Origin of the sequence: Kitasatospora sp. NPDC096147 (genome assembly GCF_044763225.1) — a bacterium.
Lineage (GTDB): Bacteria > Actinomycetota > Actinomycetes > Streptomycetales > Streptomycetaceae > Kitasatospora.
Window position 1 is genome coordinate 36079 of record NZ_JBIWFX010000018.1, and the last position, 20383, is coordinate 56461.

The following is a 20383-nucleotide window of genomic DNA, read 5'->3' on the forward strand; positions in this document are numbered from 1 at the left end:
CTGGCGCAACCCGGCACCGACAGGCGGGCAGGCAAGCAAGCACCGGTCCGTCAGGAGTCCGGCAGGGGGTAGTCGTCCGCCGGGACCGGCCCCGGCAGGCCGACCGCCGCGATCGGCGGGGCGGTCTCCGGGTCCGCCGATCCGGGTCGCGCGGGGGCCGGGGGCAGCGTGCGGAAGGAGCGGCCCGGCGGTGCGGTGACGGCGGCCGGGCGGTCGGCCACCGGCGTGCACGGGCCGTCGGGCCGGGCCGAGAAGCAGTTGCCGGTGCGGGCGAGTGCGGTCAGCACGCCGTCGGCACCGTTGCCGGAGAGCGCGTTGCCCGCCAGCCGGTTGCCGTCGGCGGGGTGGCCCTGAACGTCGGTGACCAGCAGGCCCGCCGCCGCGTTGCCGGTGATCAGGTTCCGGGTCACCAGGTTGCCGGTGCCGCCGCCGATCCCGAGGCCGATGCCGAAGCCGCCGTCGGCCTGTTCGGGGCTGTCGGGGTCGTTGTTGTCGCGGATGACGTTCCCGGCCACCACGGCGCCGTGCTGCGGGGCGAGCGCCTCGACGTCGTTGGAGTTGAGGGTCATGCCGACCCGGTTGCCGACGATCCGGTTGCCCAGGAACCAGAGGCTCTCGGAGGCGTTGGTGACCTCGATGCCGACCGCGTTGTGGGAGACCTCGTTCTGCCGGACCACGGTGTCGCAGGGGCGGCACTGGCCGACGTAGATCCCGGAGTCGGCCTGGCCGGAGGCGTACGAGTGCTCGATGACCCCGGCGTGCGCGTCGAAGGCGTAGATGCCGTAGAGGGCGTTGGCGTCGGCGGTCACGTACGAGGCCCGGAAGCCCTGGAGCGGCGGGTACTTGACGGTGTCCAGCGGGTCGTACCCGGAGCCGCCGGCGCCGCGCTGCTGGAGCCGCTCGTCCGTCACGCCGGTGAACAGCAGCCCGTTGGCCAGGTGGTGGCGCACCGTCAGGTTCTCCACCGCCGATCCGGCGCCGGTCACGGTGATCCCGTTCGCCCGGCGGAACTCGCCGTCGATCACCACGCCCTGACGGTCCGTGCCGCGCAGCACCACCCGGGGCGTGCGCAGGGTGACGCCCTCCCGGTAGACCCCCGGACGGACCAGCACCAGATCACCCGGACGGGCGGAATCCGCCGCCGCCTGGACGGTCGGGTACTCCCCCGGCACGTGCAGCACGGCGGCCGGGCGCGGGGCCGCCGCGTCCCCGCCCGGAGGGGTGCCGGCGCAGCCGGACACGGCCGTGAGCACCGCGTTCACCAGGAAGAACGTCCCGAGCAGCGGCCGGCGCCGACGCCGTGCCGCACCGCCCTCCGGGCGGCCGGGGGTGACGGCCCGGCAGATCCGCACAATTCGCATGAAACCCTGTGTACCGGGTTCAATCGCCGCCGTGCACCCCTCGCCGCCCGGTCCCGCTCCGCTCCCCCGCCGGCTGCTGCTGGGCGGCGTCCTGGCCACCCTGACCGGCGGGGCCGCCGCCCTGGTCGCCACCGCCACCCGGGCGGACCGGACCACCCGGACCACACCGCCCGGCCCGGCCGGCACACCGCGGCCGGTCGGCACCCCGCGCCCGGCCACGACCCTGCGCCCGGCCGGCCCGCCCCGGGCATCCGGCACGCCCCGCCCACCGGCCACCGTCCGCCCGCTCGGCACACCCCAACGAGCGCTCACCGAGGCGCAGTTGCCGTACACCCTGGTGCTCTCCTACGACCTCCCGGCGGGCCTGACCGGCAGCACGGGCGCCGCCGCGCTGCGCGCGCTGTGCGCCGACTGGCTCCGGGGTCTCCCACCGGAGGTCCGGGCGGTGCTGGCCCTCGGCCCGGGCCCGCTGCGCCGGCTACCGCTGGCCGCACCCGCGCTCGCCGAACTCCCGGCCTTCCCCGGCGACCGCCTCGACCCGGCGCGCGGCGGCGGGGACGTGCTGGTCCAGCTCTGCGGCCCGGACGGGGCCGAGCAGCTCACCGCCGCCGCCGCGCGGCTGGACGACCGGGCGGCGGCCGGGCAGCTGACGGCCCGTTGGCGGCAGGCCGGGGAGCTGGCGCCGACCGCTCCGGGCGCGACGCCGCGCAACGCGTTCGGCTTCAAGGACGGCACCGCCAATCCGGACCCCGCCGACCGGAGCCGGATCTGGCTGCCCGACGGGCCGCACGCGGGCGGCTGCCACCTGGTCTACCGCCGGATCGCGATGGACACGGCCGGGTTCGGCGCGCTCCCGGCGGAGCGCCAGGAGGAGGTGATCGGCCGCCGCCGCGAGGACGGCCGACCGCTCGGCGGCACCGCCGAGCACGAGGAGCCGGACCTGCACGCCAAGCACCCCGACGGCCGGTACGTGGTGCCGGCCGGCGCCCACGTCCGGCAGGCCAACCCCCGGCTGGACGGCGGTGCCCGGATGCTCCGGCTCGGCTACGGCTACCAGGACGGGCCGGACGAGCGGGGGTTGGCGTTCTGCGCTTACCTGCGCGATCCGGCGCTCTTCGTCCGGGTGCAGCAGCGCCTGGCCGAGCGGGACGCGCTGTCCGCCTTCACCGAGCACCGCGCCTCGGCGGTCGGCTGGGTGCCGCCGGCCGGACCGGACGGCACCCCGCTGCTCTGACCGCCGGTCAGCCGACCACGGCCTGGGCGTCGATCTCGACCAGCATCGGCTCCTGCGGCAGCTCGCAGAAGATGGTGGTGCGGCAGGGCTTCACGGCGCCCGGCTCGATGTTCTCCTCGATGAACTCGGCGTAGACCTCGTTCATCAGCGCGAAGTCGGAGCGCTTGGTGAGGTAGACGCGGAACATCACCACGTCCTCGACCGTGGCGCCGCCCGCCTCCACGATCGCCTTGACGTTCTCCAGAGTGCGGCGGGTCTGGGCCTTCACGTCACCGTGGTACAGGTACTCGCCGGTGGCCGGGTCCTGCGGACCCTGGCCGGAGACCTGGAGGATCGGGCCCTTGCGCACGCCCTGCGAGAAGCTCCAGGCGGGGGCGGGGGCACCGTCGGTGCGGATCTCGGTCTTCACGAGCTTCGCGTTCTCGGTCATCTTCGGGGTCTCTCCTTGCTGAAGGGTCATCAGGGGGTCTTGGGCGGCAGGCCGGCGTCGGCCGAGATCGCGGCAGCGGTGGCGCGCAGCTGCGGCACCAGCTCCAGCACCCGCTCGTACGGCAGCACCACGTCCGGCACCGAGATGGAGGCGGCGGCCACCACCCGGCCGGTGGCGTCCCGGACCGGTGCCGCCACGCAGTTGATGAAGGACTCGTGCTCGGCGTGGTCCTGGGCCCAGCCCTGCGCCGCGACGAGGTCCAACTCGGCCAGCAGCGCGGCCGGTTCGGTGATGGTGCGGGGCGTGTGCCGGGTGTACTCGATGGTCTCCGCCACCCGCCGCCGCTCGGCGGACGGGAGGTCGGCGAGCAGCACCTTGGCCACCGCGGTGTTGTGCAGGGCGGCCCGCAGGCCGACCCGGGAGTACATCCTGACCGGGTGCCGGGAGTCGTACTTGTCGATGTAGACCACCTCGCCGCCCTCGTAGGCGGCCAGGTGCACGGTCTGGCCGGTGGCCGCGTTCAGCTCGCGCAGGTGCGGGGCGGCCACCGCGCGGATGCCGCGCTGCTCCAGGGCCAGACCGGACAGCGCGAACAGGCCGGCGCCCAGGTGGTAGCGGTAGGCCGCGTCGCGGTAGACGAAGCGCTCCTCCTCCAGTGACTGGAGCAGCCGGAGCACGGTGGTCTTGTGCACGCCGATCAGCTCGGCGAGCTGGTCCAGCGAGCGTTCGCCCTCGCCGAGTTCGGCGAGCAGGCGCAGGGCGCGGGTGACGGTCTGGCTCATGAGGCGCCCTGCGGGGCGGTGCGGGGCGAGGCGGTGCGGGGCGAGGCGGGGCAGGGCAGGCCGGTGCGGTGCGAGGCGGCACGGCACGGGGTGCTGCGGCGCGGGACGGTGCGGTTCATGGCGGCTCGGTTCATGGCGTTCGGGGCCGGGGCAGGGTGAGGGGCAGGACAGGGGACACGATGCCATCCGCCGTCACCCGGGTCGCGGCCCACTCCTCGGCGGAGGCCGCCAGCAGGGCGGTGATCACCCGGGCGGGTGGCAGCACGCCGTGGTCCCCGGGGGTGGTGAGGGCGGAGGCGGCCGAGAGGTGGCCGAGCCTCAGCCGCTCGCGCGCGCCGAGCCCGCGCAGGGTGCCGGCCAGGTAGCCCGCCGCGAACGCGTCCCCGGCTCCGGTCGGCTCCAGCACCTCGACCGCCAGCGCCCGCTCGGTGACGGCGCTGCCGTCCCTGGCCAGCGCGCTGGCCTGGTGCTCGGCGTCCTTGACCACCAGGACCTCGGGCGAGGGGAACAGCTCGCGCAGCCGGGCCGGCCCGACCGCGCCGAACGCGGCCTCGGCCTCGTCGGCCCCGAGCAGCAGCAGGTCGGTCGCGTCCAGCAGGGCGGGGAGCACCGCCGGGTCGCGGTCCCGCCACAGCGCCGGGCGCCAGTTGAGGTCGAAGCTGACCAGCCGGCCGGGGCGGCGGTCGGCGAGCAGCGCGCGGGTCAGGGCCAGGCAGCCGTCGGAGAGCGCCGGGGTGATGCCGGAGAGGTGGAGCAGCCGGGCGCCGTCCAGCAGCCGGGCGACGGCCGGTTCGGCCAGCACCGCGGGGGAGAGCGCGGAGGCGGCGGAGCCGGTCCGGTAGTAGTGCAGGCGGCTGCGGCCGGGGCCGAGGTCGTGCGGGTGGGCGGTGCCGCCGGTCTCCTTGAGGTAGACGCCGGTGGCCCGGTGCGGGTCGGTGAGCACGCCGGAGACGTCCACCCCGCGCGCGGCCAGCTCCTCGGTGAGACGGCGGCCGAAGCCGTCGGTGCCGACCCGGCTGACCCAGGCGGCGGGGACGCCCAGCCCGGCGAGCCCGCAGGCGACGTTGGACTCGGCCCCGCCGACGGCGGGGCTGAAGGAGGCGACGGTGTCCAGCGGCCCCTGACGGTCCGGCAGCAGCACGGCCATCGACTCGCCGATGCAGACCGCCTGGGCCGCTCCGGCACCCCCGTCGTGAACAGTCATGGTGTGCACTCCCCTGTGACCGGGCGGTCCGTTGACTGCGCCCGGCGTGAATGCTAGAACCGTCATACCAACATACGCAATGTGCGTTGCATATGTTGCAACTTCACCGGAGGTACAGCAGTGGGCCCGCAGTGTTACGCCGCGAGCGGCGAGGGACCGGGGATCGACGGCGGCCTGGTGGCCGCCCTGGCCGAGGAGCGCCTCGACTGGCGGTTCAAGGCCCTGCCGCCGGGAGCCTGGGGCCTGACGGTCCGTGAGTACCTGGCGACCGAACCGACCCTGACCGGCCTCGGCACCCCGCTGCTGACGCTGGACGCGGGCGCCCTGGAGCACAACCTGCGCACCATGGCCGCCTGGTGCGACGAGGCCGGGGTCTCGCTCGCCCCGCACGGCAAGACCACCATGGCGCCCGCCCTCTGGCAGTCCCAGATCGCGGCCGGCTGCCACGGCATCACGCTGGCCAACTTCTCCCAGCTCCGGGTCGCCCGGGCCTTCGGCGTGCAGCGGGTGCTGCTGGCCAACACCCTGCTCGACCCGGTCGGCCTGGGCTGGCTGGCCCGGGAGCTGGCCAGCGACCCGGACTTCGCCGTGGTCTCCTGGGTGGATTCGGTGGCGAGCGTGCGGCTGATGGACCGGGCCCTGCGCACCGCCGGGGCCGAGCGCCCGGTCGAGGTGCTGGTCGAGCTCGGCGGCCCGCACGGGCGGACCGGCGCCCGGGGCGTCGACGGGGCACTGGAGGTGGCGGCCGAGGTGCTCCGATCCCCCACCCTGCGGCTCGCCGGGGTCGGCGGCTACGAAGGCGCACTGGCCCACGACGCGTCCACCGCCGGGCTGGACGCGGTCCGCGACTACCTGCGCCAACTCGCCTACCTGCACCGCTCGCTGGCCGACGACTACCCCGGCCCGCAGCCGCTGATCACGGCCGGCGGCAGCGCCTACTTCGACACCGTGGTGGAGGAGCTGGCCCCCGTCGCCCGGGAGGTCGGCGGCGCCCCGCTGGTGCTCCGCTCCGGCGCCTACCTGGTGCACGACGACGGCTTCTACCGGGGCATCTCGCCGCTGGCCCGGGACGGCCGGGGCCGCCCGTTCCGCTCCGCCATGCACGGCTGGGCCCGGGTGGTCTCGCACCCCGAGCCGCAGCTCTCCCTGCTCGACGGCGGCAAGCGCGACTTCCCCTACGACGAGGGCCTGCCCGAGCCCCAGCTGGTCCGGGGCGGCGAGGAGTTGAAGGACGCCACGGTCACCGCGCTGAACGACCAGCACGCCTTCCTGCGCGGCGCGGGCGAGGCCGCCCCGGTCGGCGCGGTGGTCCGGCTCGGGCTCTCGCACCCCTGCACCGCCTTCGACAAGTGGCAGCTGATCCCGGTGCTGGACGACGCGGACGCCGCCGAGCCCAAGGTGGTCGACCTGGTGCGGACCTTCTTCTGATGGCCGATCTGCTCTTCCGGGGCGCCACCGTCATCGACGGCAGCGGCGCCGACCGCTTCCGGGCCGACGTCACCGTCACCGACGGGACGGTCGAGGCGGTCGGCGGCGAGGGCCTGACCGCACGTCAGGTGATCGACGCCGACGGCCTGGTGCTCACCCCCGGCTTCATCGACATGCACGCCCACTCCGACCTGCGGCTGCTGGCCGAGCCCGCCCACCCGTCCCGGGTCACCCAGGGCGTCACCTGCGAGGTGCTCGGCCAGGACGGCCTCTCCTACGCCCCGGTGGACGACACCACGCTGCCCGCGCTGCGCCGCCAACTGGCGGGCTGGAACGGCGATCCGGACGGCTTCGACTGGAGCTGGCGCAGCGTCGGCGAGTACCTGGACCGCCTCGACGCGGGCATCGCGGTGAACGCCTGCTACCTGGTGCCGCACGGCTCGCTGCGGATGCTGGCGATGGGCTGGGACAACCGCCCGCCGACCCCGGCCGAGCTCAGCCGGATGCGCGGGCTGCTGGCCCGGGGCATGGCGGAGGGTGCGGTCGGGCTCTCCACCGGGCTGACGTACACCCCGGGGATGTACGCGGACACCGAGGAGCTGGTCGCCCTCTGCGAGGTGGTCGCGCACTACGGCGGCTTCCACGCTCCGCACCAACGCTCGTACGGCGCGGGTGCGTTGGAGGGCTACGCGGAGATGGTGGAGATCGCCGGCCGGGCCGGCTGCCCGCTCCACCTGACCCACGCCACGATGAACTTCGGGGTGAACCGGGGCCGGGCTGGCGAGCTGCTGGAGCTGGTGGACCAGGCGCTGGCCGACGGCCTGGACCTCACCCTGGACAGCTACCCCTACCTGCCGGGCTCCACCACCCTGGCCGCGCTGCTGCCCAGTTGGGCCACCGAGGGCGGCCCGGACGCCACGCTGGCCCGGCTGACCGACCCGGCGGTCCGGGAGGGCGTGCGGATCGAGGTGGAGGAGAAGGGCAGCGACGGCTGCCACGGCGTGGTGACGGACTGGGAGACCATCCAGGTCTCCGGCGTCGGCGCCCCGGAGCTGGCCGACCGGGTGGGCCGCACGGTGGCCGGGATCGCGGCCGCCGAGGGCCGGTCCGGCACCGAGGTGTTCCTCGACCTGCTGATCGCGGACCGGCTGGCCACCACCATCCTCCAGCACGTCGGCCACGAGGAGAACGTCCGGGAGGTGATGGCCCACCCCGCGCACACCGTGGGCAGCGACGGCCTGCTGGTCGGCGCCCGCCCGCACCCCCGGGGCTGGGGCACCTTCCCGCGCTACCTCGGCCACTACGGGCGGGAGTTGGGCGTCCTGACGCTGGAGCAGGCGGTCACCCGGATGACCGGCCGCCCGGCCCGCCGGCTGCGGCTGGACCGGCGCGGGCTGGTCCGCCCCGGCTTCCACGCCGACCTGGTGCTGTTCGACCCGGAGACCGTCCGGGACGCGGCCACCTTCGACCACCCGCGCACCCCCGCCGTCGGCATCGAGCACGTCTATGTCAACGGCCGCCCCGTCCTCTCGCAGGGCCGCCCGACCGGGGCCCTGCCCGGCCGGGCCCTGCGCCGCACCGAACAAGGGACCCGAGCCCGATGACCACCACCGTGCCCTCCCCCGCCGAGCTGCGCACCGCACTCGCCGCCGACCCGGTGATCGCCGTGGTCCGCGCCCCGCACATACCCGACGCCGCCGCGCTCTGCTCCGCGCTGGCGGCCGGCGGCATCGGCTGGACCGAACTCACCTTCACCACACCCGAGGTGACCACCCATCTGGCCCGGGCGGCCGAGGCAGGGCACCCCGTCGGGGTCGGCACCGTGCTCACCGCCGAGCAGGCCCGCGAAGCCCTGGACGCCGGGGCCGGCTTCCTGGTCACCCCCGGCCTGCGCCCCGAGGTGGCCGAGACCGCCCACCGGGCCGGGGCCCCCGTGCTGCTCGGCGCGCTCACTCCGACCGAGGTGGCCACCGCCCTCGACCTGGGCGCCGCCGCCGTCAAGATCTTCCCCGCCAAGAGCTTCGGCCCCGGCTACTTCAAGGACCTCCAGGGCCCCTACCCCGGCGTCCCGCTGGTCGCCTCCGGCGGGGTCAACGCGGGCAACGCGGCCGACTTCCTGGCCCACGGCGCCCTCGCCGTCTGCGCGGGCACCGACGTGGTCCCCCCGGCCGTGGTGGCGGCGGGCGACTGGGCCGAGATCACCCGCCGCGCCAAGGCGTTCACCGAGGCCCTGCGCCCCGCCTGACCCGGCGCCGACCCCACCGGCGGGCTCAGGGCCCACCGGTGGCCACGTCGGCGGACGACCCGTGGGCCCTACCGAACGCGTCGTCACCGCCCCGGACTTCGACCACCGACGGCCCGGCCGCGCGGTCAGCCCGGTCAGCACCTTCCGACTGCTCCGGGCCGACCGCGCGGCCGGGCCGTGCAGTCAGCCGCGCAGCTTGCGGTAGCGGCGGTGCAGGCGCTGGAGGGTGACCAGGCTGTCCATCCGGTTCTCCAGGGTGAGGCGGTACTTGAGCTTGGGCAGCGGGCGCAGCCCCTCCAGCTTCTCCACCCCGATCTCCTTGAGCAGCCGGCTGACGTGCTCCTGGTACGCCGCACGGTAGTTGGCGTCACCGTCCGGCACGGTCGAGAAGAACATCGGGATCTCCTCGGTCAGGCAGTTGGCGTCGTAGGCGGCCAGGTACTCCTCGCGGAACTTCGGCTCCGGCCGGGCCTGCAGCCACTCGCGGACCAGCTGCATCGAACGCACCCGGTCGGTCAGCCCCCGGGTGTCGGTGCGCTGCTGGGTGATCGAGGCGCCGTCCTCCCGGATGCGCCAGTGGTAGATCGGCTCGGAGAGGACGTCCACGCTCTCCGCCAGGAAGTGGTGCGGGACGCTGACCGGGGCGTCCTCGTAGAGGATGCCCTCGGGGTAGAGCACCTCGGCCGCGTCGAAGAAGGAGCGGCGGTAGACCTTGTTCCAGGCCGTCCGGTCGGTGAGCAGCGCGGGGAACTCGCTGACGTGGGTCTTCAGCCGGGTCCGGCCGAAGGCCCGGCGGTGGGCGCCGGAGGGCTGGAGACCGGCGATCCGCAGGCGCAGGGTGTTGCCGGTGACGAAGTCCGAGCCGGTCTGCTCCAGGGTGGAGATCATCAGCCGGTAGGCACCCGTCGGGAGGGTGTCGTCACTGTCCACGAAGGTCAGGTAGGTGGTGCCCGGGGTGATGTGCCGGTAGCCGGTGTTGCGGGCCGCACCGAGGCCCTTGTTCTCCTGCCGGACCAGCCGGAAGCGCTCGTCCCTGGCCGCGTAGCGCAGGGCGATGGCGGAGCTGGAGTCGGTCGAGCCGTCGTCGACCATCACGCACTCGAAGTCGGTGAAGGTCTGGGCGGCGATGGAGTCCAGGCACTCCTCCAGGTACTGCTCGACGTTGTAGACGGGGACGACGACGGAGAGCTGGGGAGCCATCGGCTGGCGGGCCTTTCGGAGCGGAGCGGGCGGTGCTGCCACGGGTGCACCAGTCGGACGGGGCCCCAGCTTATGACAGTGGCGGGCAGCCCGGCGCCCGCGCCTTCCGGGCGGCTGGACGCATGCGGACGACTGCCCCGGCACCGGCCCGTGCCCGAACCGCCGGGGTGGCGTCGGCCCTGTGGGCGGCCCGTGATAGGCATGCGGGCACGGACGTCGATCATGGCGGGCCGGTGGAGATTCCGAGGACGATCCCGGGGGACACGATCATGGCGCTATTTCGACGGCGCTCCGGCGGTGACGGCTCGTCAGACCGCTCCGGCTGGGGCTTCGGGCGGTCCGCCCGGACGAAGCGGGTGCCGACGGTGGACCCGACCCTGGGGGACCCCCGGCTGGCCGAGCTGCTCCGGCTGGCAGCGGCGGCCGAGGGCGCGGCCGGCTGGGCCGCGCTGCGGGCGGAGCTGGTGACCCTGGAGGACCAGGCCGAACTGACCCGGGCGATAGACCTGGTGGCCGAGACCGAGGGCCTGGAGCGCACGCTGGCCGCCGCCCTGGCGGCCGACCCGGCCGACGCGCTGGCCCTGCTGGTCTCCGGCGCCCGGCAGGTCAAGTGGGCCTGGGAGGCCCGCAGCAACTCCCGGGCCGAGTACGTCTCCGAGGACCAGTGGAAGGTGTTCGGCGAGCGGCTGGAGAAGGCCGAGGAGCAGCTGCTGGAGGTGGCCGAGCGGGAGCCCGACCGGCTCGCCCCCTGGTACTTCCTGCAGATCTCCGGCCGGGGTGCCTCGCTCGGCCACGCCGTGGTGCGGGCCCGCTTCGACGCCGCGGTGCGCCGCTACCCGTTCCACCGGGCCTCGCACTCCCAGCAGCTCCAGCAGAACTGCCGCAAGTGGGGCGGCTCGCACGAGCGGATGCACGCCTTCGCCCGCTCCTCGATGCTGGCCGCCCCGGTCGGCAGCCGGCTGGCCGAGCTGGTGGTGCTGGCCCACCTGGAGCACTGGCTGGACCTGGAGTCCGGCGAGGACTCCCGCTACCTGACCAGCCCCCAGGTGGTCTCCGAGCTCCGGGAGGCGTACGAGCGCTCGCTCGGCCACCCCGACTACCGGCGCGAGCCCGGCTGGCAGGCGGCGCACAACACCTTCGCGATGGCGTTCGCCATGGTCGGCGAGAAGTTCTACGCCCGGCGCCTGTTCGAGGAGCTGGACGACGCGGTGACCGAGTTCCCGTGGCAGTACCTGGACCGCGACCCGGTCGCCGCCTTCACCCGGCTCCGGGACTCCTGCGCCCGCTGACCCACCGTCAGCCCCCTCCTCCCGCGCCCGCCTCCTCACCGAACCCGAAAGAGCCTCCACCGGTGTCCTCCAGCAACCCCGCCTCCGGCGCGCACACCTTCCAGGTGGACCTGCGCGGCCTGGTCGACCTGCTCTCCCACCACCTCTACTCCAGCCCCCGGGTCTACCTGCGCGAGCTGATGCAGAACGCGGTCGACGCGATCTCGGCCCGCCGGGCGCTCGACCCGGCCGCCCCGACGAAGATCACCATCCGGGCCGGGGCGGAGTTCTCCGTCACCGACACCGGGGTCGGCCTCAGCGAGGCCGACGTGCACACCTTCCTGGCCACCATCGGCCGCAGCTCCAAGCGGACCGCCGACGGCGAGCTGGACGGCTCCGGCCTGGCCCAGGCCCGGGGCGACTTCATCGGCCAGTTCGGCATCGGCCTGCTGGCCTGCTTCGTGGTGGCCGACGAGATCACCGTGGTCAGCCGCTCGGCCAAGACCCCGGACGCGCCGGTCATCGAGTGGCGCGGCTCCTCGGACGGCCGGTACACCATCAACACCCTGCCGGCGAGCGCCAAGCCCGAGCCCGGCACCACCGTGACGCTGCGCCCGCGGGCCGACGCCACCGAGTGGACCACGCCCGGCCGGGTGCTCGAACTGGCCCGCCACTACGGCAGCCTGCTGCGGCACGAGGTCACGGTGATCGACGGCGGCGGCACCGAGATCCCGGTCAACCCCACCCCCGCGCCCTGGGCCGCCGCACACGGCTCGCCGCTCGCCCGCCGCGAGGCGCTGACCGCCTACTGCCGCTCGGCCTTCGACTTCACCCCGCTGGACTCGATCGAGCTGGACCTGCCGCTGGTCGGCCTGCGCGGGGTGGCCTACGTGCTGCCCGACGCGGTGCCGCCGTCCCGGCAGGCCGGCCACCGGGTGCACCTCAAGGGCATGCTGGTCTCCGACACCGCGCCCGAACTGCTGCCGGACTGGGCCTTCTTCGTCCGCTGCGTGGTGGACGCCGACAGCCTGCGCCCGACCGCGTCCCGCGAGGGCCTGTACGCGGACGAGACGCTGGCCGCCGTCCGGGACGCGCTGGGCGCCCGGATCCGGGACTGGCTGACCGGCCTGTCGGCCAGCGACCCGGCGCTGCTGCACCGCTTCATCGGCGCCCACCACCTGGCCGTCAAGTCCCTCGCCCGGCACGACGACGAGCTGCTGCGGATGCTGCTGCCCTGGCTGCCGTTCGAGACCACCGACGGCAACGTCACGCTGGACGAGTTCGCCCGCGCGCATCCGGTGGTCCTGGTCGCCCGCACCGTCGAGGAGTTCCGCCAGGTGGCCCCGATCGCCGCCGCCGCCGGGCTCGGGGTGGTCAACGGCGGCTACACCTACGACCGGGATCTGGTGCACCGGCTGCCCGAGATCCGCCCCGGCAGCTCGGTGGCCGACCTCGACCCGGGCACCGTCACCGCGCACCTGGACGCCGTCTCCCCGGACGCCGAGCTGGCCGCCGCCGCCTTCCTGGCGATCGCCCGCGAGGTGATCGGCCGGTTCGACTGCGACGTGGTGCTGCGCACCTTCCACCCGGCGAACGCCCCGGCCCTGCTGCTGGACAACCGGGACGCCCGGCACGAGCGGGCCCGGGCCCAACTCGCCGACGAGGCGGACGGGTTGTGGGCCGACATCCTGGGCTCGCTGCGCTCCGAGGTGCCGCGTGCCCAGCTGGTGCTGAACCACCTCAACCCGCTGGTCCGCCGGGCCGCCGGCATCGGCCACCGGGAGCTGGCGGTGACGGCCGTCGAAGCGCTCTACGGGCAGGCCCTGCTGCTCACCCGCCGCCCGCTGAAGTCGAGCGAGAGCGCCCTGCTCAACCGCTCCTTCATCAGCCTGCTGGACCACGCCATGCTCGGCCACGAGCCGACCGCGCCGCACGAGGAGTCCTGATGACCGACACCAAGGACGCGCTCTACCAGGCGCTGCGCGACAACGACGAGGAGCCGCACGGCCGCCCGCGCACCGTCAAGGCCGAGGAACTCGCCGAGGCGGCCGAGCAGTTCGACGACCGTGAGCTGCTGCTGCTGGCGCTCTTCGACCTGATGGAGGCGTACGAGTACGACGCCGAGCCGCGCAAGGCCCCGGTGGTCTTCGCCCGGATCCTCAAGCTCTGGGACCAGCACCCGGACGAATTCAACGAGTGGAGCCGGCTCCAGCTGTTCTGGCGGTTCAAGTGGGTCGCCAGCTCGCTGCTCAGCGTGCCGGAGGTGCCGCTGGCCGCGATCGAGCGCTGGCACGCCGAGATGCGCGAGCGGTACCGCACCGAAGGCCTCGGCCTCCAGCCGTACTACGCCCAGCGGTACCACCTGGCCGCACACACCGGCACCGGCACCGAGGACGCCTACGAGCTGTGGGCCGGCCGCCCGCGCACCCGCTACAGCGACTGCCACGCCTGCGAGTTGCGCGCCCAGGCCCGCCACCACGTCGGCCGCGGCGACGACCAGCGGGCGCTGGAGACCTGGGCCCCGGTGCTGGACGGCACCGACACCTGCACCGAGGAGCCCTACACCAGCCAGGCCCACGCGCTGCTGCCGCTGCTCCGCCTCGGCCGTACCGACCAGGCGCGCTCGGCCCACCTGGCGGGCTACCGGGCGGCCCGGGGGAAGTCCAACGCGGCCGGCCAGATCGGCCTGCACCTGGAGTTCTGCGCGCTCTCCGGGAACGCGGCGCGCGGCCTGGAGATCCTGGCGGAGAACCGCGACCTGTTCGCGGCCGGCCAGGGCGATCCGATCTCCCACCTGTCCTTCCTGACCGGCGTGGAACTGCTGCTGGCCACCCTGGCGGACCAGGACCACGGCGACCTGACCGTCAGCGGCCCGCCCGGCGGCCCGTCCACGGTGGCCGGGCTGCTCGCGCTGGTGCGCGGCGAGGCCGAGGACCTGGCTGCCCGCTTCGACGCCCGCAACGGCACCGACCGGATCGGCACTCGGCGCCTGGAGCGGCTGGCCCGCCGACCGCTGCTGACCGAGCCGCTGGCCCTCGGGCTGCGCGCCGCCACCGTCGTGCCGACGGCCCCGGCGGCACCTGCCCGGCCAACCGAGCCCGCCCCCGAGGACTTCACCGAACTGGTGCTCCGGGCCCGTGAGTTGCGGCTCACCGCGCACCCCGAGGCGGACCGGCTCTGGCAGCTGGTGGCCGACCGCCGGGCCGCCGAGGACGGCCCGCTGCCGGAGGCGCTCGGCCCGGTCGAGCGGCTGCTCGCCGATCTCGCCCTGCAGCGCGCCTCGGACGCCTTCGACCGCGACGAGGACCAGCTCGCCGCCGCCGAACTGGTCGAGGCGGAGCGGCTGTTCGAGCTGGCCGGCTACCCGGACAAGGCCGCCGCGCAGCGCGCCCGGGGCGCCCTGGTGAACTTCACCGAGGACGACTGGACGGCCGACTGGGCACTGCTGGACGAGTCGCTGCGGATCACCGGGGAGGCGCTGGCGGCCGGCCGGGCCACCGGCCCCGAGGATCTCCTGGTGGTCCGCCAGTGCCGGGCGATGGCCGGCTACCGGGGCCACGTCGGCGGGCTGCCCGAGCCCACCGCCGAGGCCACCGAGGTGTTCGAGCGCGAGGTGACCGCCTACCACGCGGAGGCACTGGCGCACGGCTACCCGCACCGCGCCGCGACCGCGCTGATGTACCGGGCCGACGCACTCGGCCGGGCCGGGCAGTTGGAGGCCTCCGAGGCCGCCGGCCAGGAGGCACTGGCCCTCCAGGAGAAGGCCGGCACGCCGTGGCAGAGCCCGCGCACCCTCAGCCTGCTCAGCCAGCTGCGCTTCCAGGCCGGCGCCCCCGACCAGGCGGTCCCGCTGCTGCACCGCGCGCTGGCCGAGGCCAACCGCTGGGGCGACACCTCCTTCCCGTTCGGCTCCACCTACGCGATGCTCGGCCACGCCTACGCGCACGGCGGCGACCACGCCGGCGCGGTCCGCGCCCTCTCCGAGGCGGCGGCCCGGCTGGACGCGGCCGGCGATGCCGCCAGTGCGACCGAGATCCGGGGCCAACTCGCCGACCAGCTGCGGGAGTCCGGCCGCCCGGCGGACGCCGTCGCGGTGCTGGAGTCGGCCCTGCTGGAGACCGACGGGCTGGACGAGCGACTGACCGCCCAGCTCCGGCTGGACCTGGCCCGGGGCCTGTACGCGCTGGACGAGAACCGCGAGGCGGCCGAGGAGTACCTGCGGCTGGCCGACGTAGTGGCCGGCTGGGAGGACCAGGACATCCACACCATGGTCGCCTGCGAGGCCACCGTGGCGCTGGCCGAAGCCGGCCACTGGGAGGCCGCCGAGGCCGCCCGGGACCGGGCCGTCGCCTCCCATGCGGTGGCTCCGCGCACCGGCCAACTGGCCGACGTCTTCCAGCAGTTCGCCCGCCTGACGATGAGCGCCAAGGGTCCGGACGGGCTGCCGGAGGCGCTGGGGCTGCTGGCCGAGGCGGACCGGATCCGGGAGGCCGCCCGGGCGGCCGGCGAGGAGCTCGACTTCTGGTACCTGGAGGGCGGGGCGCACGACTCCCGGGCCCGGGTGTACGCGATGGCCGAGCAGTTCGAGGAGGGCCTGGCCGAGGCCGAACTCTCCATCGCCGCCTACGGCGTGGGCGCCGAACGCGGCGAGGGCCCGCGCGCCGAGGGCGTCCGGCTGGCCGCCGTCCTGGAGGGCGGCAAGCTGGGCCGCACCGAGGCGGCGGCGGCCCGCCTGGAGGCCGGCATCGACCGCGCCACCCGGGCCGGCCTGCTGGAGGCCGCCGCCATCCTGCGGGACCTGCGCGAGCGGATGCAGCAGGACTGACCCCCTGCCACGGCCCCGGGCCGCCGCCACCACCCGGCGGCGGCCCGGACCGTCCGGGCGGCGAGGCCCCGGCAGCCAGGTCCGGGCAGCGGGGTCCGACCGGCGGATCACACCGACCGCGAAGCCGGCGACTCCGCCGGCCCCTGGGCACCCGGCGAGGACGAGCACGGGCGCCGTCACCGGGCACACGGCAGGTGCGACCTGCGGGCGGGCAGTACAGCCGGGCAGCGGGCAGGTGGGCCGACCTAACTCGTCCCGGCGTACCGCTCCGGCCGCGCGGCGACGGCAGCCCCGACCCGGCCTCCCCGTTCAGCCGCGCGGCCCGCGCGGCCCGCGCAGCCCGTTCAGCGCCGTCACGATCCGGCGCTCCTCGAAGGCGAAGTGCGACTCCATGATCGCTCCCAGTCCGTCCAACCGGCTCCGCACCCGGGCCACCTCCTCCTCGCCGGGCTCGTCGCCGACTCCCGCCAGCACCTGCTCCAGCGCCTCCACCAGCCCGCTGATCATCCGGTGGTCCTCCGTCAACTGCTCCAGCACCGGGCGCAGTTCGGGGTACTCCCGGGCCAGCTCGGGAAACATCACGGCATCCTCCCCGGTGTGGTGCTCCGTCAACGCGCCGCAGAACGCCGCGCAGTGCTCCCGCAGCCCCCGCTCCCGCCGCCGGCCCCCGGCCACCCCGGCCCTCAGCCGCGCCAACTCCTCGCGCAGCCCGTCGTGCACCACCACCAGCTCGCCCCCGAGCGCCGTCAACCGCTCGGCCGCACCGGAAGGATTCGTCGTCATACCCGGTCGTCTCCAGACGTGATTCGGTGACCGCCCGCCCGAGGGGCACGGCGGCGAGGAGTGATGCAGGGGATGGAGCGGATGAGGGACGGAAGCACGCCCGGACGCCAACGGCGGCCGGCGCTCCGATCGCTCCACGGGGCGGCGCTTCAGGCGCCCACGCCCCGGATTCCGGCGGGCTCCACCGGCCCGCCCGGCGATCACGCGTCGGCCGGGAAGCCCACTCGCTGATGGCCCGAGGCCGACCCGGCAGTCACCCCGGGACCGTAACACAGCACGGCTGAACAGAGGCCCCGGCGCCCGGCCCCGGAACGGACTCGGCGCACGCCCCGACGGCGGCGATCCGCCGGGACGTGCGCAGAGCGGGTGGGCGTACGGGTGAGGGGCGCACGCCCGGGGGTGGTGCGCCGGTCAGCGGGTGACGGCCGCCGCCGGGGGTGCCGGGCACTGGGCCGGTGCCTGGTCGTGCTGGCCCGCCAGCCAGAATCCGGCCAGCAGGCCGGCGACCGCGTAGACCTTGTGGCGGTGCTGCTTCCACCAGGACGGCGAACCCGCCGCCATGAAACGGAGTTGGGTGTAGTCCGGGTGCTCACGTGGTGGGGCGTCCTTGAACATTCCCATGGTTGGTGAACCTCCTTCCACCTTCAGGGGGTTCATGACCATACGCCCGGCTCTGTCTTGATCGCAGGTCATTAATCCTTTTCCCCCGGCACACTGATGCCTCGTCAGCCCCTCCGCCCCCGCGGGTTACGGTGGAAGCGTGCCCTCCGCCCTGCCGCCCGGCTGGCTCCCGCCCGAACGGTTCGTGCCCACGCTGCCGCACGGCGTGGCCTGCGCCGGCCTGCTCCTGACCGACCGGTCCGGTCGCCTGCTGGCCCTGCGCTCGGTCCGGGGCCCGGACCAGTACGTGCTGCCGGGCGGCTTCCTGGAGGAGGGCGAGGACCTGCTCGCCTGCGCGCGCCGGGAGACCGTGGAGGAGCTCGGCTTCCTGCCCGCCGCCTGCGCGGCGGCCGAGCCGCCGCTGCTGGTGCTGGCCTGGTCGGCCCCCGAGGGCCCCTGGCCCTGGCGGCTGGCCGCGTTCTTCGACGGCGGGGTGATCACCGAGGCGGAGGCTGCCCGGATCGTGCTCGACCCGGTGGAGCACGACGCCTTCGCGCTGCGCCCCGCCGAGGAGTTGATCGCGCTGGCCGACCCCCGCCGGGGCGCGGTGCTCCGGGCCGCCGCCGACGCCCGCCGCACCGGCCGCCCGGTCTACCTGACGCTGCCGCCGAGCGCCTGAACGGCAGACGGCTGAACGACGGACGGCTGAACGAGGGAAGCCCGAACGACGGAAGGCCGAACGACGGAAGGCCCCGCCGGCTTCCGCCGACGGGGCCCGCGCCCGGCAAGGGACCGGCAGGATCAGCTGCCGTGCACCCCGAGGTCGTAGACCGAGTACCCCCACTGGGTGCCGCGCTGCTCGCCGTAGAGGCGGATGTAGCGGGCCAGGGTGGGCGCGAAGACGGCGGTGTCCAGGCCGCCGTTGCCCTCGGTGGTGGACCAGACGGTGCGCCAGGCCGAGCCGTCGTCGGAGACCTCGATCCGGTAGCCCTTGGCGTAGGCCCGCTCCCAGAGCACGGTGACCCGGCCGACCACGGTCGGCGCGCCGAGGTCGACCCGCAGCCACTGGCCGTCGCTCCAGTCGCTGGCCCAGCGGCTGCCGGAGTCGGTGTCCACCGCCCGCCCGGCGGCGTAGCTGACGAACGGGTTCCACTCGGTGGTGCTGGCGGCGGCCGGCCGGCCGGCCGCCAGGTTCACCGTGGCGTTGTGCTTCTCCGAGGCGCCCCAGGTGGTCAGGTAGGACTCGGCGCCGCGGAACAGGTCGTCCACCACGCCCTGGCCGCCGACCAGCCGGATGTCCTCGATCCAGTCCGGCACCAGGCCGACGTGCGCGGCGCCGTCGGTGTTGATGTCCCAGGTGCGCTGCCCGGTGGTCTGACGGTCGATCAGCGAGCCGCCGTCGGTGGAGCGGAAGGGGTAGCGGACCGGGTTCGGGGTGTCCGCCCCGCGCGGGCCGGGCCAGCCGCCGACACCGTTCATGTCGGTGCCGTAGCCGTAGCCGACGCCGTACTTGTCGCGCAGCGCGTCGGTGCGCTTCGCCTCGGCGGAGAAGCCCTCGGCGCCGTGCATGTACTGGGCCACGAAGCCGCCCAGCTTGTAGACCCGCTCGGTCCAGTCCAGGTCCATCCAGCTGTGCGAGGAGATGATGCCCGGGTAGGAGGCGGACTCCAGGATGTCGAAGGCCGCACCGGCCGCCTTGACGCCCATGTGGTCGATCTCCAGCATCATGTGACGCTTCATCAGTCCGCGCACCGCGTAGGCGCCCAGCTCGGTCAGCCCCCGGCTGTTGCACTGCGCGTCGGCGGCGTAGCCGGGCACCGAGGTGCCGGCCGGCAGCAGGCCCTGGGCCTGGGCAGAGGGGGCGATGCCGATCGGGTTGTCGTGCTGCGGACCGGCGCACTTCTCGGTCTTCCAGAAGGTGCCGGTGGAGAGGAACTGCCCGACGTTGATCGCGGTGCCGAGCGCGCCCTCGTCGAAGCGGACGCCGCACAGCGCGTTGTCGAGCTTGTGGCAGAGGAACATGCTGCGCACGCCGATCCGGTGCAGCTCGTCCAGCCCCCGGTCGATGTCCTCCCGGCTGCACTGGGCCACGTCCAGGATCTGCTTGCAGCCGAACGGCTCGGAGGTCTCCACCCCGAGCACCACCGCCAGCTTGCCCTGCTCGATCACCTGCCGGGCCATCGCCGAGTCGGTGACGATCCGGAACCAGCCCTTGCCCGGGCCGCCGTACATCCGGTCCACGTAGTCCTGGAGCTCGTAGGTCTTCTGGGCCTGGAGCCGGATCGAGGTCATCTCGTCGCAGCTGCGGTCCTTGAAGAAGTAGACCGAGCAGATCACGCCGTTGGTGACCAGGTCGTTGACCAGCACCCGCTGGCCGCCGCGCCAGGCGCGCTCGACCCAGGCGTAGTAGTTCTGCTGGTGGGTCAGCGAGTCGTGGGCCGGCCAGTCCTTGAAGGTGGGCCAGCCGACCGGGTCGTGGCGGCCGTCGCCGCCGTTGGTGATCATGTCGAAGATGGCCAGCGAGCCATCCGGGTAGTGCTCCGGACAGTCCTTCAGGGCGTCCGCGACACCCTGCTGGGAGAACGCCTGACCGCAGATCAGCCGACCGCCGAACGCCTCCGCCGACATCAGGTGGTCATGCGCGTCCACGAAGCCGCGCACCTTGCCACCTGCGTCGGTGCCCTTGAACGGCTCCCCGGTGACGTTGATCTGCGAGTCCGGCGCGGGCCGGGCGGTCGGGTCCCACCAGTTGCCCCCGGCGGCGGCCGACCCCGGGGCGGGGCCGACCAGCAGCACGGCGAGGGCGAGTATCGGCGACAGCAGCGCGACGAGTACGCGTCTGCGGTCCGGGCGACGAGCAGGGGTCATCCCATACCTCCGCGATCCGGCCGTGGCGGGCCGACACGGCCCGCGTGCACAGTGCGACGAGGATCGCGAGCACGCCGGGGACGCGTCAAGGCTTTCGACCATCTTCCTGACATTACGTCAGCAAGAATCGACCAGAACCGCCCTCAAACCCCCAC

At 74.7% G+C, this 20383-nt stretch carries 17 protein-coding genes; 8 read left to right on the forward strand and 9 right to left on the reverse strand.

Annotation, left to right across the window (positions count from 1 at the left end; genetic code table 11):
• Positions 1–50 precede the first annotated feature (50 nt).
• The gene (locus ACIRBX_RS34190; protein WP_402303373.1) at positions 51–1361 is read right to left on the reverse strand and encodes a nitrous oxide reductase family maturation protein NosD; all 1311 of its coding nucleotides are present in this window, start codon (positions 1359–1361) and stop codon (positions 51–53) included.
• A 31-nt stretch (positions 1362–1392) separates the two neighbouring features.
• Here ACIRBX_RS34190 and ACIRBX_RS34195 point away from each other — a divergent pair, with 31 nt between their 5' ends.
• Positions 1393–2595 carry a Dyp-type peroxidase gene (locus tag ACIRBX_RS34195; RefSeq protein ID WP_402303374.1) on the forward strand — a complete coding sequence of 401 codons (1203 nt, stop codon included), beginning with the start codon at positions 1393–1395 and terminating at the stop codon, positions 2593–2595.
• A 7-nt stretch (positions 2596–2602) separates the two neighbouring features.
• Here the strand turns inward: ACIRBX_RS34195 and ACIRBX_RS34200 are convergent, their stop codons facing one another.
• Genes ACIRBX_RS34200 through ACIRBX_RS34215 form a run of 4 tightly spaced genes read right to left on the reverse strand, consistent with a single transcriptional unit; the run spans position 2603 to position 5011 of the window.
• Positions 2603–3025 (reverse strand): RidA family protein, encoded by a 423-nt coding sequence (locus ACIRBX_RS34200; RefSeq protein ID WP_402303376.1) that lies wholly within the window; start codon positions 3023–3025, stop codon positions 2603–2605.
• A gap of 29 nt (positions 3026–3054) precedes the next feature.
• Positions 3055–3807, reverse strand: coding sequence for an IclR family transcriptional regulator (locus tag ACIRBX_RS34205; protein WP_402303378.1), 753 nt, complete (start codon positions 3805–3807; stop codon positions 3055–3057).
• A complete protein-coding gene (locus ACIRBX_RS34210) occupies positions 3804–3926 on the reverse strand; it encodes a hypothetical protein (RefSeq protein ID WP_402303380.1) in 123 nt (40 codons plus the stop codon). Before ACIRBX_RS34210 ends, ACIRBX_RS34205 begins: the two co-directional genes overlap by 4 nt.
• An 11-nt stretch (positions 3927–3937) precedes the next feature.
• The gene (locus tag ACIRBX_RS34215; protein ID WP_402303383.1) at positions 3938–5011 is read right to left on the reverse strand and encodes a sugar kinase; all 1074 of its coding nucleotides are present in this window, start codon (positions 5009–5011) and stop codon (positions 3938–3940) included.
• A 120-nt stretch (positions 5012–5131) separates the two neighbouring features.
• Here ACIRBX_RS34215 and ACIRBX_RS34220 point away from each other — a divergent pair, with 120 nt between their 5' ends.
• Genes ACIRBX_RS34220 through ACIRBX_RS34230 form a run of 3 tightly spaced genes read left to right on the forward strand, consistent with a single transcriptional unit; the run spans position 5132 to position 8684 of the window.
• Positions 5132–6439 (forward strand): alanine racemase, encoded by a 1308-nt coding sequence (locus ACIRBX_RS34220; RefSeq protein ID WP_402303385.1) that lies wholly within the window; start codon positions 5132–5134, stop codon positions 6437–6439.
• Complete coding sequence (locus tag ACIRBX_RS34225) at positions 6439–8043, forward strand: amidohydrolase family protein (RefSeq protein WP_402303388.1); 1605 nt, start codon at positions 6439–6441, stop codon at positions 8041–8043. Before ACIRBX_RS34220 ends, ACIRBX_RS34225 begins: the two co-directional genes overlap by 1 nt.
• Positions 8040–8684, forward strand: a complete 645-nt coding sequence (locus tag ACIRBX_RS34230; RefSeq protein WP_402303390.1) for a bifunctional 4-hydroxy-2-oxoglutarate aldolase/2-dehydro-3-deoxy-phosphogluconate aldolase — start codon at positions 8040–8042, stop codon at positions 8682–8684. The genes ACIRBX_RS34225 and ACIRBX_RS34230 overlap by 4 nt, the downstream gene beginning before the upstream one ends.
• Before the next feature lie 183 nt (positions 8685–8867).
• Here the strand turns inward: ACIRBX_RS34230 and ACIRBX_RS34235 are convergent, their stop codons facing one another.
• On the reverse strand, positions 8868–9884 hold the full coding sequence (locus tag ACIRBX_RS34235; protein WP_402303392.1) for a glycosyltransferase family 2 protein: 1017 nt from the start codon (positions 9882–9884) through the stop codon (positions 8868–8870).
• 269 nt (positions 9885–10153) lie between these two features.
• On the opposite strand from ACIRBX_RS34235, the gene ACIRBX_RS34240 reads away from it, so the two are divergent.
• From ACIRBX_RS34240 to ACIRBX_RS34250, 3 genes are all read left to right on the forward strand, one after another.
• A complete protein-coding gene (locus ACIRBX_RS34240) occupies positions 10154–11173 on the forward strand; it encodes a hypothetical protein (RefSeq protein ID WP_402303393.1) in 1020 nt (339 codons plus the stop codon).
• A 62-nt stretch (positions 11174–11235) separates the two neighbouring features.
• Positions 11236–13098, forward strand: coding sequence for an HSP90 family protein (locus ACIRBX_RS34245; RefSeq protein WP_402303396.1), 1863 nt, complete (start codon positions 11236–11238; stop codon positions 13096–13098).
• Complete coding sequence (locus ACIRBX_RS34250; protein ID WP_402303399.1) at positions 13098–15977, forward strand: hypothetical protein; 2880 nt, start codon at positions 13098–13100, stop codon at positions 15975–15977. Before ACIRBX_RS34245 ends, ACIRBX_RS34250 begins: the two co-directional genes overlap by 1 nt.
• A gap of 309 nt (positions 15978–16286) precedes the next feature.
• On the opposite strand, the gene ACIRBX_RS34255 is transcribed toward ACIRBX_RS34250, so the two are convergent.
• Both ACIRBX_RS34255 and ACIRBX_RS34260 read right to left on the reverse strand, forming a co-directional pair.
• A complete protein-coding gene (locus ACIRBX_RS34255; protein ID WP_402303401.1) occupies positions 16287–16760 on the reverse strand; it encodes a hemerythrin domain-containing protein in 474 nt (157 codons plus the stop codon).
• Between the two features lie 411 nt (positions 16761–17171).
• Complete coding sequence (locus ACIRBX_RS34260; RefSeq protein ID WP_402303403.1) at positions 17172–17381, reverse strand: hypothetical protein; 210 nt, start codon at positions 17379–17381, stop codon at positions 17172–17174.
• 139 nt (positions 17382–17520) lie between these two features.
• On the opposite strand from ACIRBX_RS34260, the gene ACIRBX_RS34265 reads away from it, so the two are divergent.
• Positions 17521–18039, forward strand: coding sequence for an NUDIX domain-containing protein (locus tag ACIRBX_RS34265; RefSeq protein ID WP_402303406.1), 519 nt, complete (start codon positions 17521–17523; stop codon positions 18037–18039).
• Positions 18040–18161: 122 nt separating this feature from the next.
• Here ACIRBX_RS34265 and ACIRBX_RS34270 read toward each other — a convergent pair whose 3' ends face one another.
• The gene (locus ACIRBX_RS34270) at positions 18162–20228 is read right to left on the reverse strand and encodes a discoidin domain-containing protein (RefSeq protein WP_402303407.1); all 2067 of its coding nucleotides are present in this window, start codon (positions 20226–20228) and stop codon (positions 18162–18164) included.
• Positions 20229–20383: the final 155 nt, after the last annotated feature.

Coding starts and splice junctions, on each gene's coding strand:
- ACIRBX_RS34190 (WP_402303373.1), bottom strand. CDS start 1,361: ATGCGAATTGTGCGGATCTGCCGGGCCGTCACCCCCGGCCGCCCGGAG.
- ACIRBX_RS34200 (WP_402303376.1), bottom strand. CDS start 3,025: ATGACCGAGAACGCGAAGCTCGTGAAGACCGAGATCCGCACCGACGGT.
- ACIRBX_RS34205 (WP_402303378.1), bottom strand. CDS start 3,807: ATGAGCCAGACCGTCACCCGCGCCCTGCGCCTGCTCGCCGAACTCGGC.
- ACIRBX_RS34210 (WP_402303380.1), bottom strand. CDS start 3,926: ATGAACCGCACCGTCCCGCGCCGCAGCACCCCGTGCCGTGCCGCCTCG.
- ACIRBX_RS34215 (WP_402303383.1), bottom strand. CDS start 5,011: ATGACTGTTCACGACGGGGGTGCCGGAGCGGCCCAGGCGGTCTGCATC.
- ACIRBX_RS34225 (WP_402303388.1), top strand. CDS start 6,439: ATGGCCGATCTGCTCTTCCGGGGCGCCACCGTCATCGACGGCAGCGGC.
- ACIRBX_RS34230 (WP_402303390.1), top strand. CDS start 8,040: ATGACCACCACCGTGCCCTCCCCCGCCGAGCTGCGCACCGCACTCGCC.
- ACIRBX_RS34235 (WP_402303392.1), bottom strand. CDS start 9,884: ATGGCTCCCCAGCTCTCCGTCGTCGTCCCCGTCTACAACGTCGAGCAG.
- ACIRBX_RS34240 (WP_402303393.1), top strand. CDS start 10,154: ATGGCGCTATTTCGACGGCGCTCCGGCGGTGACGGCTCGTCAGACCGC.
- ACIRBX_RS34250 (WP_402303399.1), top strand. CDS start 13,098: ATGACCGACACCAAGGACGCGCTCTACCAGGCGCTGCGCGACAACGAC.
- ACIRBX_RS34255 (WP_402303401.1), bottom strand. CDS start 16,760: ATGACGACGAATCCTTCCGGTGCGGCCGAGCGGTTGACGGCGCTCGGG.
- ACIRBX_RS34260 (WP_402303403.1), bottom strand. CDS start 17,381: ATGGGAATGTTCAAGGACGCCCCACCACGTGAGCACCCGGACTACACC.
- ACIRBX_RS34270 (WP_402303407.1), bottom strand. CDS start 20,228: ATGACCCCTGCTCGTCGCCCGGACCGCAGACGCGTACTCGTCGCGCTG.